Here is a 14,602-nt window from a genome sequence, read left to right as displayed (position 1 = left end):
CTAACGAAATTTTCAGTGTGTCTGTTCCCTGAATCAATGGCTAAGGGTTAATTACTAATGGTTAATTGTTTATGGTTTATTACTAATTGTTAATTGTTAATTGTTTATGAAACGGTTGCAAAAATTTGCGTTTCTCCTCTTAATTCTCCTGGGACTGGGTATGTCCCTCACCCTCTCCCCCCTCTCAGCCCAAGAAACAGACTCCGCGGCCCCCGTTGTCGTCAGTGGTCGAGAGATATTTAAAGTCACTCCCTCAGACCGATTAACCGCCGATGAACGGGCTGAATGGATTAATTTGCAACTAGAAAAAGCCGTTAAAGCTGAACAAAATGCCAACGTCACCCTCGAAGAAAGGAACAATTCCCCCACCTTGGTAGTCAATGGTCGCTATCTCCTCACCGTCACCGAGGAAGACACGGAAAATGACCGGACTCCTAGGGAACAAGCGGACATTTGGGAAAATCGCCTAGAAACCGCCTTACAACAAGCTCAAAAAGACCGAGAACCCACTTATATCCGCAACCGCATGATTCTTGCTGCGATTCTGCTAGGATTAGCCATAGTCGTCCATTGGGGAATGATCCCCCTCGGTCATTATTTCATTGAGTGGTCTTTACAACGTCGGGATTCCTGGCGAGATAACTCCTCTGAGGACAATAATCCGGAGTTTTCTCAGCAAAACTTTCCCAATCTTTTTTTACTCTTTCGCCTCTTTATTTTCCTAGGCCGAATCGCCTTGTGGGTGACAGTGCTGCTGTATATTGCCAGTTTATTTTCCATCTCCCGACAGTGGAGTTATTGGCTGTTAGAGAGCTTACAAACCACCTTTACGGCCCCCTTAATTAACCTAGGCAATGATAGCTATTCAATTCTCGACTTTCTCATCCTCTTAGGACTCTTTTGGGGATTATTACTGGCCACCAGTAGTGTCACCCAAGTCATTAAAAATCGCATTCTCCGTTTAACCCGCATCGAACGGGGGATTCAAGAGGCGATCTCTATTGTCATCAAATATAGTCTGATGACCTTGGGAGCAATCATTCTCCTACAAATTTGGGGCTTAAACCTCAGTTCCATCGCCATTTTAGGGAGTGCCTTGGGGGTGGGGATTGGCTTCGGCTTTCAAGATATCGCCAAAAACTTCGCCAGTGGTTTAGTATTACTGTTTGAACGGTCTGTGCAAGTGGGAGATTTTATCGAAGTCAACGATCGCATTGGCACAGTCGAACGAGTCGGGGCCCGAAGTATCGTCTTGCGAACCCTAGATCAAATTTCCGTCATCGTCCCCAACTCCCGACTCCTGGAAGATGAAGTAATTAACTGGAGTCACGACAACCCCATCTCCCGCTTACATATCCCCGTCGGAGTCGCGTATGGGAGTAATATTCAAATCGTGCGTAATGTCCTCTTACAAGCCGCCAAAGAACATTCCCTAGTGCTAGACTATCCCAACCCCACCGTACATTTTAAAGGCTTTGGGGATAGTTCCTTAGACTTCGATCTGTTAGTCTGGAGTCACGAACCCAGTGAACAAATCAATATTAGTAGCGACCTATATTTTCGCATTGAAGAACTGTTGCGACAGTCCGATGTAGAAATTCCCTTCCCGCAACGGGATTTACACCTGCGATCGGGACTTTCCCCTCAATTAGAAGCCGTTTTGCTGCGCGTTTTCGGCAATTCAGACGTTGGCGATACGCCCCCTCATGATGCAAACTGATATCAACTCTCAACTATCTCCGTATCATGGCCCAAACCTCTCTCATTCCCACCACCTATAAAACCCCCCAGGGCAACATCATCACCAGTTCTGGCCTGCCCGGTGAACTCACTCGCATTCCCTTCATTATTGGGGGAACTCCCGCTTCACCCAACGCTTACCCCTGGATGGGGGCCCTAGTAGAGGCCAATGAACCCAACGGGTTTTTAGGGCAATTTAGCGGCGGAACAGTCATTCACCCCCAATGGGTCCTCACTGCGGCCCATTCCATCATCAACGAGGATGGGACCACTAAAAATCCCGAAGAAGTGGATTTTCTCCTGAGAAGCAACACCCTCACCGAGGGAGGCATTCGCTACGACGTTGACCAAATTCTCCGTCACCCCAATTATCAATCGGAAACCTTTGATTCAGACTTAGCCCTACTCCGCTTAACTGAACCCTTAGTGGACTTGGACCCCTTAGCCCTAGTCACCGGAGAAAATGCCGAAACCTTAACCGCCCCAGACACCACCGGAACGGTCTTAGGATGGGGGTTACTCTCCCCTAGTGGCCCGGCGGCCAATGAGTTACAAGAAGCCCAATTGTCTATTCTCTCCAACGACCAAGCCAACGAATTTTGGGGCGGGGCGGTTAATAATAATATGATTGCTGCCGTGGGAGAAGGCATCCAAGGGCCAGCCCCAGGAGATAGTGGTGGGCCGTTGCTAGTCCCCGATGGGGATACTTTTGCCCATGGGGGGGTAGTGAGTTTTGGGACAGAGGTGTTAGATGGAGAAACCCCCACCGTCTTTACTCGTACATCGGTGTTCGCCAATTGGATTAATAATCAAACTTCCCCAGATGACCTGCAACCGGGGATTTATCTCAGTGATGCCACCCTCAAAGAAGGCAATGGACAGTTTAGCTTTATGGAGTTTACTGTCCGGGTTGTCGGGGTGAGTGAGGGGACATTTTCCGTTGACTATCGGACGGCAGATGGGACGGCTATTGCCGGACAAGATTATTTAGGGGAAACGGGGACTTTAGACTTCACCATCGAACCCCCGGAAGTGGAAGACCCCCCAGAACCGGAAGACCCCGAAAACCCTCCAGAACCGGAAGAACCCCCACCGCCACCCGATGTCTTCCAAACCATTGAGGTGGCCATTTTAGGGGATACGGCCTTTGAGTCGGATAAAAGTTTTTCGCTGGAGTTAGATAATTTTCAAGGGACTCCGACAGACTTGGCCCTGCAAAAAGAAACGGGCATTGGTCGCATTGTGGATGATGACCCCATCAGCGAAACCTTGCCCGACTTCCGCAAACAGGATAATAGCAAAAATCCCTTTTTCCAAGTCACCGCCGGGGCGGCTGCTGTTCCCACATTTATTGATTTTGACCTGGATGGGGACTTAGATGCCTTTGCGGGGACGGAAATCGGCAATTTATTCTTTTTTGAAAACCAAGGGACGGCCACGGACCCGGACTTTGCCTTTCCGGAGGTGAATCCCTTTGAGTTTACCCCGGTGAGTGGTCATTTAGCCCCCACGGTGGGCGATATTGATAATGATGGGGATTTAGATATTTTAGGGGGGGATGCCAACGGGGATTTACTGTTGGCCGACAATATCGGCACAATTACTAATCCCCAATATACGGCCCCCCAAAGTAACCCGTTTAATTTAGTCAATGTGGGGGGGTATGCCAGTCCCATCTTTGTGGATATTGACCGGGATGGGGATTTGGATGTATTTACGGGGAATGAAGCGGGGAATATTCTCTTTTTTGAGAATACAGGAACGGAAAATAGTCCCCAGTTTGCTGACCCCGAAACCAACCCCTTTGGGTTAATTGATGTGGGGAGTCATAGTCGCATCACTTTTGGGGATATTAATGGGGATGGCGACTTAGATGCGTTGGTGGGGAATGAGAAGGGGACTAACCTGTTATTCCTGAATACGGGGACTCCGACGACTCCCACCTTTGTCCCGGTGTTTACGGAGGACAATCCCCTTTTTGGTCGCGTGGCGGGGTATTATACGACCCCTACGTTTACGGATTTAGATGGGGATGACGATAATGATATTTTTGTGGGCAACCAGAATGGGGAGTTGCTCTTTTTTGAAAATATCGGGCCCGATAGTGATGGGGATACGGTCCCGGATGATCTTGAAAATACGGTGGGCGATCGCAACGAAGATGGCATTCAGGATAGTCAACAGGCCAATGTGGTCTCTTTTGCCCCGTTTGTGAGTGATGACCGCAACCCGGACACTTATCTCACTTTTGCGGCCCCACCAGATGACCAGTTTACGCGGTTAGAGGTGACAGACCAACCTCTGTTTAATGCCCCGCTTAAACCGAGTATTAGTGGGTTAGAGTTTCCCTTGGCCTATGTGGACTTTACGTTGGCGTTGGGGTCGGGGACAAGGACGACGCTGGATGTGATTCTCCCGGAGGTCCCGGCGCAGCAAAATTATAATACCTTCTGGCAACTGAATCCTTCGACGGCTCAATGGAGTGCTTTGACGGATAATGGGACGACGGGGGCCCGCTTTTTTGATTTGGATAATGATGGGTTTGCGGACCGAATGCTGTTGACGCTAGAAGATGGGGGCCGGGGAGATGAAGGGGGGAGTCCCGATGGGAATATTCTTAATTTTGGGGCCATTGGGACTATTAACCAGTCTCTGACTCTGACGGCTGATGAGAGTCAAATTTTCACGGTGCAAGGTCCGAGTGGGACGGCGTTGGCGAATATTAGTTTACAACCGAGTGATAATGATCGGATCACTGAGGTGGGGTTTGTGCGGGTGGATGCGAATAACCGTGTGGATGGGGTTGCCCCAGGGGAGGAAGGGTTTACTCAGGCGGCGTTGTCGGCAGGGGAGAAGATTTATAATGTCCTGACGGATGCTTCGGATGAGTTGATGAATAATATTGCGGTGTCTCGTCGGGTGTCTGTTGCGGCGGGCGATCGCTTGATGTTCTATTTGGTGGAAAATGGCACGAAGGAGGGGGTTTTAAAAGGCCGGAGTGATTCTAATGTGTTTTTCTCCTTTACGGAGGCGAATTTTGATAACTTCGACCATGTAGAGGTGACTGAACCCAGTCAGGGGAATTTTACTCTCGGTTGGGAGGATTTTGCCGGAGGTGGGGATTTAGATTTTAACGATACGGTGATTGATGTGTCTCTGGAAAATCGCACCCCGTCTCTTAATCAGTTGGTGAGTGCGTTACAAACGGAAAATGAAGGGGAGGTGCTGGATTTCCGCTTTCTGGCGAAAGAGGAGGTGCGGGTAAGTTTCCCCCGTATTGAGAGTGATGCTAAGTTTGAGAATACGGTGGGATTATATCAGGTGGAAAATGAAGCGGGGGCGGTTCGAGACCCGGTGACGGGCCAAGTGGTGAGTCCTGGCAGTGGGGAGTACACCCTGGCTGCTATTCGCCAAAGTCAGGTGAATGGGATGTCTTTTACGGAGACGCAGCAAGGGGTAAGTGATGTGTTTGCCGGGGGCAAGATTTTTGCGCCGTTTATTATTGCCGATGGAACGGTTCAGGATGTGTTAGAGGGGAATTCGGAGGTGGATACTTATTTTGCGTTCTTAAATGCGAATCCGGATGGGTTGGATCATGTGTTGTTGTTGGGTGAGAATGTTTGGGGGTTTGAAGATTTGCCCCAAGCGGGCGATCGCGATTTTAATGACATTATTATGCAAGCTGAGATCGGCTTGGCTTAAAGGTAAATGGTAAGTAATGCTACTTTTAGCTGCCTTGGGTTAAAACCCAAGGCTAATAGCTGAAACCTGTTTGAACGGGTTGATAGAGGTAAGCATTCATAGGGACAATTCAGGAATTGCCCCTACCTATCAATTCTCAATTCTCAATTCTCAATTCTCAATTCCGAATTCTCAATTCTCAATTCTCAATTCCTAATTACTAATTCTCAATTCTCCACTACTTTAAACCAACTTTAACAACTCTTCCGCCGTCTCCTTGAGATAATCTGTAGCCGTTTTTGTTTCACTAATCACTGTTTTTGTGCGTTCCGTTCCCTGATCTAAAGATTCTAGAGCCTCAGCCACCTCTTGAGTGGCTTGAGACTGTTGTTTTGCGGTCAGGGAAATTTGCTGGCTATTGGTGGTAATTTGTTCAATAGCGGCGACAAATTGCTCAAAGGTTTTCGCCGTTTGATGGGTCAAATCAATGCCTTGATTCACCGTTTTTGTCCCCTCCTGGGTGACATCCGCAGTCCCATGAACCGAAGACTGAATATCGAGAACTAAATTAGAAATTTTTTGGGCTGAATCTTTACTGCGATCGGCCAATTTACGAATTTCACTGGCCACCACCGCAAACCCTTGGCCCGATTCTCCGGCCCGCACAGCTTCCACAGCCGCATTTAAGGCTAATAAATTGGTTTGGTTGGCTAACTCACTCACCAATTGAGAAACTGTCCCAATTTCTTGACTGTGGTTGATCAGTTGTTGGGTTTGTTGGGAAATGTCTTGAACCTTCTGTTGCAAATGTTCCATACTCGCCAAGGTTTTATCCACCGTCTCAGTCCCTTTCTCAGCCAAGTTTAACGCTTGCTTGGCTTCATCAAGGGCGACTTGCATTCCCTCGGCTGAGGCTTTGGCAGACTGTTCTAATTCATTCATGGTGGTGGAGGTTTGACTGACTGCACCCGCTTGATCAACAACAAGGGTTTCCTGTTCAGCGACAGTATGGGTAATCTGTTGAGAGACTTGGGACACCGAATGACTAGCTTGGCGGACCGATTGAATGGAATGCACCAACATTCGTAAAATCACAATCCACAAGATGAGCAATAACACCACAGACACCCCAATCACCCAGAGAGCAATTTGAGCGTTGCGGGTTTGCACTCTGAGCGACTGATTGGCGTGTTGTTGAAGGGTCTCTAAAATGTCCCCCATGACTTGGGTATAACGCTCTTTTTGCCGTTCATAGCTGGCACTAAATAAAAGCTGTTCCGCTTGTTGTCTTTGTCCTTGTTCTAAGAGGGCAAAGGCCCGTTTTTCCATGCGTTGTAATTGGACGGCCACATCATTGAGTTCTTCCCCTGCTTGGCCGGAAAAGGCGGAGGGGAGTAATTCTGCGGTTTCTTCAATGGCGGCAAAGACTTGGGGGTCATATTCTTCATACCGTCTCACCCATTGTTGATCTCCGGTGGCGACGGCCATGCGGGCGGACATGGTTAAAACTTCATCGAGATAATCAATTTCCCCGCTTAGTTCAACTAAGCGCATATCTTGAGTATAAATTCCCCGGAAGGCTTGGTAAGTATTCCCAATATACCAACCCGTCCCCCCTAGGAGAGCAACGGTGAGGGTTAAGGGGACGCTGAGAAGTTGTACGCGGGATAAACTTCCGGAGGAAAAGGGTTGTAAATTCATGAGAGAAAGGGGATGAGGTCGTTATGTTCAAATGTTGATTTAATGGGAGTTTTGGGCTGAATTCCTTGATTTTCTCTTGTTGATCTCAATGTCCTCGGTGTTGGGGGGTTCACTTCCTTGATGGGAACGCTGAACCGCTTCCTATTCTGGAGTCCTAGGCCGAGTTTAGGGAAAAAATCTTTAAAACTTTATAAAAAAGTTAAATTTTATACATTTTATCAAAAATGATTCGGTAAAACCCATAAACTAGAGATACAGTGCTAGGTAAAATCATTGGGTTAAAAACTCATGGCGATCGCAACAATTAATCCCTATAACGGAGAAACCCTCAAAACCTTTACGCCTTTAACGTCAGCCGAAATTGCGACTAAACTGACTCAAGCTCAGTCGGCCTATATAGCCTATCGTCAAATCCCCCTAACCCAACGGAGTCAGTGGTTAGAAAAAGCCGCGACTCTCCTAGAGGCCAACAGTCAAACCTATGGGCAACTGATGACCACGGAAATGGGGAAACCTCTCAAAAGTGCTGTGGCAGAAGCGAAAAAATGCGCTTGGGTTTGTCGCTATTATGGGGAAAAGGCCGCCGAATTTCTACAAGATCAACCGGGGGAAAGTGATGGGAGTGCCGCGTTTGTCCGGTATCAACCGTTAGGGGTCATTTTAGCGGTGATGCCGTGGAATTTTCCCTTTTGGCAGGTGTTTCGTTTTGCGGCCCCGGCCTTAATGGCCGGGAATGTGGCGGTGTTGAAACACGCTTCTAATGTGCCGCAAAGTGCGATCGCAATTGAGCAGATTTTTCGAGAAGCGGGTTTCCCCGATAATGTCTTTCAAACCCTCCTCATTGGGGCCTCCCAAGTGGAAACCGTCCTCAGTGATCAACGAGTCCAGGCGGCTACCCTCACCGGAAGTGAACCCGCCGGGGCTAGTTTAGCAGCCACAGCCGGAAAATATATTAAAAAAACGGTCTTAGAATTAGGGGGCAGTGACCCTTTTATTGTCCTAGAGAGTGCTGATCTCGATAAAGCCGTAAAAGCGGCAGTAACGGCAAGAATGTTAAACAATGGCCAATCCTGTATTGCCGCCAAACGCTTTATTCTACAATCTTCCATTGCCGATGAATTTGAACAGCGTTTACTGGAGAAATTCCAAAGTTTGAAAGTCGGGGACCCCCTGGCCGAGGATACGGATATTGGCCCCCTTGCCACGGCGGCCATTCGGGATGAATTAGCCCAACAAGTAGAAAAAAGCCTCGCTTTGGGGGCAAAAGCCCTCATTGGTGGCCAACCCCTAGAGGGGCCGGGCAATTTCTATCCCCCCACCCTGCTGACCAATATTCCCCCCGATGCCCCCGCGGCCCGAGAAGAATTATTTGGCCCCGTGGCCTCGGTGTTTCGGGTGGATAGCCTCGACGAGGCCATTGCCTTAGCCAATGATACCCCCTTGGGACTGGGGGCCAGTGCTTGGACTAAGATAGAAACTGAGCGCGATCGCTTGATTAATGACCTAGAAGCCGGGGCCGTCTTTATTAACGGCCTGGTGAAATCTGATCCCCGTCTTCCCTTTGGGGGGATCAAACGTTCGGGGTATGGACGGGAGTTAAGTCGGGAAGGAATTCATGAATTTGTCAATATTAAGACAGTTTGGCTCGATTAAACCCACTACCGTAGAACAGCAACATCGGAGTGCCACGAAAGCCCCGAATTGCTATCAGTCCCTAGGCATTAATATTGTTAATGCCCCCTCTCTAGTCCAGTCGTAAAACTACCCCAAATGCCGAGTTTCTTGCACCCCAAGCTATTGTTTCTCACCCTCAATGAATGACAAATTGCCCAAACACCATGATAAAAAAAGCCCATTCCAATCCTAAATCTTATCGTTATTTGCGCCCATTGAAACTACTCTCTAGGTCGATTTACTTCCGTGATTAATCCCTTAAACTACGAGGGAAATACTGGAACAAATTGCCCTAGCATAACATCCCAGTATCTACACTGTTCTATTGTTCTATTAATAACTTGATTCACCACACAGTAGCATAGGTTCATGACCACATCTCAACCCATAAAAAACGACTCCATAAAAAATAACCCGAAAACCCCCTCCGGCAATAAAATAATGGGCGATTTAAACACCGCCGAAGCCCTAGTTCATTGCTTGGAAAATGAAGGGGTTGAATATGTGTTTGGCTTACCAGGGGAAGAAAATCTCCACGTTTTACAAGCCTTAAAAGGGTCATCTATTCAGTTTATCACCACACGCCATGAACAAGGGGCCGCCTTTATGGCCGATGTGTATGGCCGCTTAACCGGGAAAGCGGGGGTATGTCTCTCAACCCTTGGCCCAGGTGCCACTAACCTAATGACAGGAGTGGCCGATGCTAACCTAGACGGGGCCCCCTTGGTGGCCATTACCGGGCAAGTGGGAACAGATCGGATGCACATTGAGTCCCATCAATATCTGGATTTAGTCTCAATGTTTAATCCAGTGACTAAATGGAATACCCAAATTGTGCGTCCCTCCAATACCCCAGAAATTATCCGCAAAGGGTTTAAAATTGCCCAACGGGAAAAACCCGGTTCAGTTCACATTGATTTACCGGAAAATATTGCGGCCATGCCTGTGGGCCAAGCGTTTACTTTAGCCAAGGATGGCCAAGAACAAATTTATGCGTCTTTCCGCAGTTTCAATAAAGCTGCCGAGTCTATTTCTAAGGCGAAAAATCCCTTAATTTTAGTGGGCAATGGGGCAATTCGGGCCAAGGCCAGTGAAGCATTAACGGAGTTTGCCACCTATTTAAATATTCCGGTGGTGAATACCTTTATGGGTAAAGGAGTCATTCCCTATACCCATCCCCTCTCCCTGTGGACGATTGGGTTACAACAACGGGATCATATTACTTGCGCCTTTGATCAGACCGATTTAGTGATTGCAGTGGGGTACGATTTAATTGAGTATTCCCCGAAAAAATGGAATCCTGATAGTAAGATTCCTATTATCCATGTGGGGGCGAATCCTGCCGAAATTGATAGTAGTTATATTCCCACCGTTGAGGTAGTGGGGGATATTACAGATTCTCTATTTGAGATTATGAAACGGGCCGATCGCACAGGTCAACCCACCCCGAAAGCGGCCAGTTTACGGTCCGATATTCGGGCCGACTATGAACAATATGCCAATGATGAGGAGTTTCCCATTAAACCGCAAAAATTAATCTATGATCTGCGACAGGTGATGGGGCCCGAAGATATTGTCATTTCTGATGTGGGGGCCCATAAAATGTGGATGGCCCGGCATTATCATTGCGATCGGCCTAATACCTGTATCATTTCTAATGGGTTTGCGGCCATGGGTATTGCTATTCCAGGGGCCCTGGCGGCCAAATTAGTCCATCCGGACCGCAAGGTGGTGGCCGTCACCGGAGATGGGGGTTTTATGATGAATTGTCAGGAGTTAGAAACCGCTTTACGGGTGAAAACCCCCTTTGTCACCCTCATCTTTAACGATAATGGCTATGGCCTCATTGAGTGGAAGCAAATGAACCATTTTGGAGAGTCGGCCTTTATTGACTTCACCAACCCGGATTTTGTCCGCTTTGCGGAGAGTATGGGGTTAAAGGGATATCGGGTGAAAGCAACTGAGGAGTTAGTCCCCACTTTGCAAGAAGCGTTAAAACAAGATGTCCCCGCAGTGATTGATTGTCCGGTGGACTATCGGGAAAATCTCCGCTTTACCCAAAAATCTGGGGGATTGAATTGTAAAATTTAAGTTTCCTGGGAGAGAAGATAATAGAGAGAGACACGATACCCCCCTCGTGTCTCTTGCTGTATTAAGGGCTGAGAATTATGGCGATCGCAAGGGATGATCTGTTACGGTGTTTGAAAATTTTGGTACTACTGGCCAAGGCCGATGGGCCGTTACAACCCAGAGAACAAGGGATTTTAACCGAGGCCATCGAGGAGTTAGGGTTAACAGAAACGGTGTCCTTAGACCAACTGTTACAAGACCCCCTAACGGTAGAATCCCTTCTCTCTCAACTCCAAGACACCAAACTCCGAGAAATTGTCTATCAGTCGGCCTATACTTTGGCCTATCTCGATGGAGACTGTCCCCCCTCCAAACAGCAAATTATCCACACCATTGAGAAGACGTTACCGGGATATCTCTTTTGGAGTGGCCAAGCATTACTCACCCGACGACTCCAAGAAGCAGGCCGTCAGTTGATTTCTCCCCAGGTAGAGAGGATTGAAGATGAGACGAAACGGGAGGTCTTGGTTCACCATCAGATTATGATCTGGTCTATAGTGAATGCGGTAACGGCCTCGGTCCCTATTTTAGGGGTGGCCATTTCCTCCGATTGGTTGGTGTATCTCAATCAACTCCATTTAATTGAAGATATTGGGGTGATGTGGGGATATCCTCCCGATGGGGAGTTTCCCCCGTTATATCAGGTGGCCTTTGGGGGGTTTGGGGTGATGGGGTTACATTTGGCCATTGGCAATTTAACCCGTTTGGTGGGGTTAGGGCAGCAATTGGGGACGACTTATGCTTTTATTAATACTTGGGCGATCGGAGAATTGGCCCATGCTTATTTTGCCCACAATACTACGGTAACGGTCGGACAACTCCAGCAAATCTTCCGAGAAAGCAAACGTCACGGGGAACAAGTTTATCGCCAACATCGGGAGGAAATTATGAAGAAGCAACAAGGGATTAAAGTGCAAATTGATGCGTTAAATGGGGAGTTACAGTTAGGACAAATTACGGAAGATGAGTACCATCAGAAAATTATTGCTTTTATGTCTTAGATGAATGCTAATATCTCATGTATAGCCCCTTAAAATAAGCGTGCAGTCCGCACAAGTTCACTCTATTTTCTATTCATTTATTAAGGTTACACCTCAGTAGTTGTATAAACGCAATCCCCCCCCTTTTTTCTTTTAGCAGTGATAGACCTTCTTGAGTTATAGTTTCTTGAGTTATAGTTTTATGAAATCCTTTGTTTTAACTGTTATTTTGCCAATCATTGGGTTTTGGCTAATTTTATTGTTTTGCGGTTTCCCACCCCCAATGATTGATGATTTATTTTTCATAGGAGCAGCAATAAATATAGCAAAAAATGGAGATTTTGTCAACCCTTGGTTGGCAAATTGGACGGAAAGAAGCATAGATCGGTATTATGTTCAACCGCCCATTCATAGTTATTCTTTAGCCAGTTGGTTATCCTGTTTCGGAAGTAGTCCTGAAAGTATTTTATTATTTCAATGTTGCTGTTATATTATTTTTTGCGTTTTTACAGCTTTAATTTTGCGAAAATATGGGTTTTCTAAAGTCGCTATCCTCTGTATTCCCGTTGTTTATACAACTTCTATGTCTATTGTGGGGCTACGTCAAGATGCTTTAGCTATGGCTTATTTGGCAATTGGGTTATGGTTTCTTACCTTGAATAGAGGCTGGAAATATTTTTTTGGTTTTTGTTTTTTAGGGGTAGCTTGGTTATCTGCACCCATTAGTATTGCCTATATTATTCCGTTTACATTAGGGATTATTTGGGTTAATTATTCTCAAGAAAAAGAGAAACAATTTATTAAATATTTTAGAAAAGTGATTATTAGCTGGTTTGCTGCATTTATTAGTGTTTTTAGCTTATTTTTATGGACAATTAATTTTGAATTCTTTCACTTCTGGGATGATTTTACATGGCACGCAAGTTTAAGGGTAGTCCCCCCAGAAAAAATATTGCCATTATGGTTTTTTATTCTTTCCCACGGATACAATGAAATTATTTATGGTTCAATTTATTTGCTTTACTTGACTTGCTTGTTTATGCTTCTCTTTAAACTTCGCAAAATTCCTACCCATCTAAAATATTTTTTTCTGTTAACCAGTGTAGGTTTGGTTTTAAATTTATTTTTGTATCCTAGTAGTTTACGATATTATGTTAACTTTTTTGTTGCCTTAATTTCTGTCATCACCGTGGTTGAAATCCCCTTACAAAAGCTCAATAAATCCCTCTTAGCATTCTTGACAATTGTGGTATTTTGTGTTTATCAAATCCCCGCCATTGTCAGTTTACTCGCTGCGGATATTTTCCCCACCCATCAGGACTATACTGAGATCAAAAGCTATGTCTCCAAACATCCCAATCAAACCTATTTAATTGATAATGTTGCGGCACGTTTTGTGTTTGATTATAATTTACCTAAAAATGCCATTGCTTGGCATTTTTCTCAAAATACCGCTATTTTTTATCCTCACTCTTTAGAGCAAAAAGACCCCAATACGGTTTGGATTATTGCTGCGGCCAAAGGTGCAGTCACCCAAGGACTCCCCGACTACCCCAAAGCGGAGTTATGGGGACGTAAATTTAATAGTATTCCCCAAAAACCCTATGAAATTATTATGATTAAATAGTTTCTGATGGGTCTATTTTCAGCTATTAGCCTTGGGTTAAAACCCAAGGTACATTAAGCCTTAACCTTGCCACAGGGCCAACAACCAGCGTAGGCCATCCACAGTATAATAAATCCCCAGTACAATTAAGAAAATACTGGAAACTTGAGTAATTTTACCAGTATAAGGAAGAAAACGTCGTGTTTGTTTGGCCAGTCCGGTAAATAAACTAGCGAGGAAAATTAACATAGTATAACCCACCGCATAACTGATCATGGTTAAGGTACTTAAAATCGGGGACCCCGTTTCTCCTGCGGTGGCTAAAACGGCAAATAAAAGCGGACTACTACAAGGAGAAGTCGCTAAGGCAAAGGTGAGACCTACTCCATAGGTCCCAGCAATGGGGACTTTTCCCGAAAATTGCGGTAGGGGAAGCTGAATGACCTCTAATAAGATCAATCCCATCATTAGAATAAAGCAACCTACAAAAACAGAAATATAACCCCGATATCCCACTAATAAAAAGCCTAAACTAGAGGAAAAGAGTCCTAAAATACTGTACATTGTACAAACCCCTAGGACAAATAAGCTGGCTTTTTTTAAGGCATCTCTACGGGAGTTAATATCACGAGTCCCCATGTAACTGAGATTAACCGGAAGTAAGCCTAAAACACAGGGAGAAATACTCGCAATTAGTCCCCCTCCAAAGGCAAAGGGAAGGAGTAAAATAGTAGTATTGGGTTGAGTTGTGCCGAGATATTGCTGATAGGTTGCTTCAAGGGAAAAGATGAACGTTTCGAGGGGGGAAAGGTGCGATCGCCAGTTTACCCCACTCAACAGCAACGCCAAAATAATCCCACCCCCAAACAACAAAAGACAACGCACCCAGAAACGGCGAAAATTACGATTTTGAGAGGAAAAGGGATACTGTGCCATCCTATGAGACGATTAATTCAATGACCCCCACCTACTTCGTGAGGTGGGGGAGTGGGGAGAGATAACCTTCCCGTAGCTGCGAATAGCTCTCCAGGGGTATTGCGGATTAACACTACTGGTCGTTTCTCTAGACCGGATTAGCTGTAAGGGGGCG

General features: G+C 46.2%; 9 protein-coding genes. 7 read left to right on the top strand and 2 right to left on the bottom strand.

What is annotated here, in order from left to right; genetic code table 11:
- The first annotated feature begins 106 nt into the window (after positions 1–106).
- Positions 107–1,720 carry a mechanosensitive ion channel family protein gene (locus PN462_RS03000; protein ID WP_272126452.1) on the top strand — a complete coding sequence of 538 codons (1,614 nt, stop codon included), beginning with the start codon at positions 107–109 and terminating at the stop codon, positions 1,718–1,720.
- 26 nt (positions 1,721–1,746) lie between these two features.
- Positions 1,747–5,442 (top strand): trypsin-like serine protease, encoded by a 3,696-nt coding sequence (locus PN462_RS02995; protein WP_272126451.1) that lies wholly within the window; start codon positions 1,747–1,749, stop codon positions 5,440–5,442.
- A 222-nt stretch (positions 5,443–5,664) separates the two neighbouring features.
- On the opposite strand, the gene PN462_RS02990 is transcribed toward PN462_RS02995, so the two are convergent.
- Positions 5,665–7,122 carry a methyl-accepting chemotaxis protein gene (locus PN462_RS02990; RefSeq protein ID WP_272126450.1) on the bottom strand — a complete coding sequence of 486 codons (1,458 nt, stop codon included), beginning with the start codon at positions 7,120–7,122 and terminating at the stop codon, positions 5,665–5,667.
- A gap of 288 nt (positions 7,123–7,410) precedes the next feature.
- Here PN462_RS02990 and PN462_RS02985 point away from each other — a divergent pair, with 288 nt between their 5' ends.
- The 5 genes from PN462_RS02985 (at position 7,411) to PN462_RS02965 (ending at position 13,533) form a co-directional block, all read left to right on the top strand.
- Complete coding sequence (locus tag PN462_RS02985) at positions 7,411–8,775, top strand: NAD-dependent succinate-semialdehyde dehydrogenase (RefSeq protein ID WP_272126449.1); 1,365 nt, start codon at positions 7,411–7,413, stop codon at positions 8,773–8,775.
- Entirely contained in the window at positions 8,738–8,881 is a 144-nt protein-coding gene (locus tag PN462_RS02980; protein ID WP_272126448.1) for a hypothetical protein, read from the top strand. The genes PN462_RS02985 and PN462_RS02980 overlap by 38 nt, the downstream gene beginning before the upstream one ends.
- Before the next feature lie 356 nt (positions 8,882–9,237).
- Positions 9,238–10,887 (top strand): acetolactate synthase large subunit, encoded by a 1,650-nt coding sequence (locus PN462_RS02975; RefSeq protein WP_443029046.1) that lies wholly within the window; start codon positions 9,238–9,240, stop codon positions 10,885–10,887.
- Between the two features lie 77 nt (positions 10,888–10,964).
- A complete protein-coding gene (locus tag PN462_RS02970; protein ID WP_272126446.1) occupies positions 10,965–11,927 on the top strand; it encodes a hypothetical protein in 963 nt (320 codons plus the stop codon).
- A 334-nt stretch (positions 11,928–12,261) separates the two neighbouring features.
- Positions 12,262–13,533: a hypothetical protein gene (locus PN462_RS02965; protein WP_272126445.1), complete on the top strand. Its 1,272-nt coding sequence runs from the start codon at positions 12,262–12,264 to the stop codon at positions 13,531–13,533.
- 60 nt (positions 13,534–13,593) lie between these two features.
- Here PN462_RS02965 and PN462_RS02960 read toward each other — a convergent pair whose 3' ends face one another.
- On the bottom strand, positions 13,594–14,448 hold the full coding sequence (locus PN462_RS02960; RefSeq protein WP_272126444.1) for a cytochrome c biogenesis CcdA family protein: 855 nt from the start codon (positions 14,446–14,448) through the stop codon (positions 13,594–13,596).
- Between the last annotated feature and the right edge of the window lie 154 nt (positions 14,449–14,602).

The organism is Spirulina sp. CS-785/01, assembly GCF_028330525.1.
GTDB lineage: Bacteria > Cyanobacteriota > Cyanobacteriia > Cyanobacteriales > Spirulinaceae > JAQMSD01.
This window is presented reverse-complemented; position numbering and strand designations above follow the sequence as displayed.

What these genes read in the sequence shown, in the direction of transcription:
- PN462_RS03000 (WP_272126452.1), top strand. Translation starts at nt 107, where the DNA reads ATGAAACGGTTGCAAAAATTTGCGTTTCTCCTCTTAATTCTCCTGGGA.
- PN462_RS02995 (WP_272126451.1), top strand. Translation starts at nt 1,747, where the DNA reads ATGGCCCAAACCTCTCTCATTCCCACCACCTATAAAACCCCCCAGGGC.
- PN462_RS02990 (WP_272126450.1), bottom strand. Translation starts at nt 7,122, where the DNA reads ATGAATTTACAACCCTTTTCCTCCGGAAGTTTATCCCGCGTACAACTT.
- PN462_RS02985 (WP_272126449.1), top strand. Translation starts at nt 7,411, where the DNA reads ATGGCGATCGCAACAATTAATCCCTATAACGGAGAAACCCTCAAAACC.
- PN462_RS02980 (WP_272126448.1), top strand. Translation starts at nt 8,738, where the DNA reads ATGAATTTGTCAATATTAAGACAGTTTGGCTCGATTAAACCCACTACC.
- PN462_RS02975 (WP_443029046.1), top strand. Translation starts at nt 9,238, where the DNA reads ATGGGCGATTTAAACACCGCCGAAGCCCTAGTTCATTGCTTGGAAAAT.
- PN462_RS02970 (WP_272126446.1), top strand. Translation starts at nt 10,965, where the DNA reads ATGGCGATCGCAAGGGATGATCTGTTACGGTGTTTGAAAATTTTGGTA.
- PN462_RS02960 (WP_272126444.1), bottom strand. Translation starts at nt 14,448, where the DNA reads ATGGCACAGTATCCCTTTTCCTCTCAAAATCGTAATTTTCGCCGTTTC.